The 349-nt window shown below is 43.8% G+C and carries 1 pseudogene; it reads right to left on the bottom strand.

Going from position 1 to position 349, the window contains the following annotated elements:
- Nucleotides 1–136 precede the first annotated feature (136 nt).
- Nucleotides 137–349 (bottom strand): annotated as a pseudogene (locus CWC11_RS21430) (phospholipase); the annotation flags it as partial.

Genomic DNA, 349 nt, shown 5'->3' on the forward strand with positions numbered 1-349 from the left:
GTTTGCTTTTTAGATAGCGTTCGGCCTTGTTCAAGGTAGAGTTGATGGACTAAAGGCGTCAGGGCTTTAGGTATACTTGGTGAGGCAAAGCTTGGTAAGCAAAAACTGCTTACCAAGAAAAGTAAAACAAATCGCATTATCTCACGTCCATCGCGTGATTAAGTAAGTGGACAACCATCGCTATCGCATGTGGGATCACTTGTTTTCCTGTATTTACGCGGTCGTAATGATCCTCAGAGTTCAATACGATACCACCTTGTGAGTAGGAGAAAGCGCCGCCTTGCGTTAGTAGTGGGCGGATGTCTGTTGAGTTAGTATCAACTGCACTAAAACTATTCATTGCTTGCTT

It is taken from the genome of Pseudoalteromonas sp. S3178, from assembly GCF_005886985.1.
Lineage (GTDB): Bacteria > Pseudomonadota > Gammaproteobacteria > Enterobacterales > Alteromonadaceae > Pseudoalteromonas > Pseudoalteromonas carrageenovora.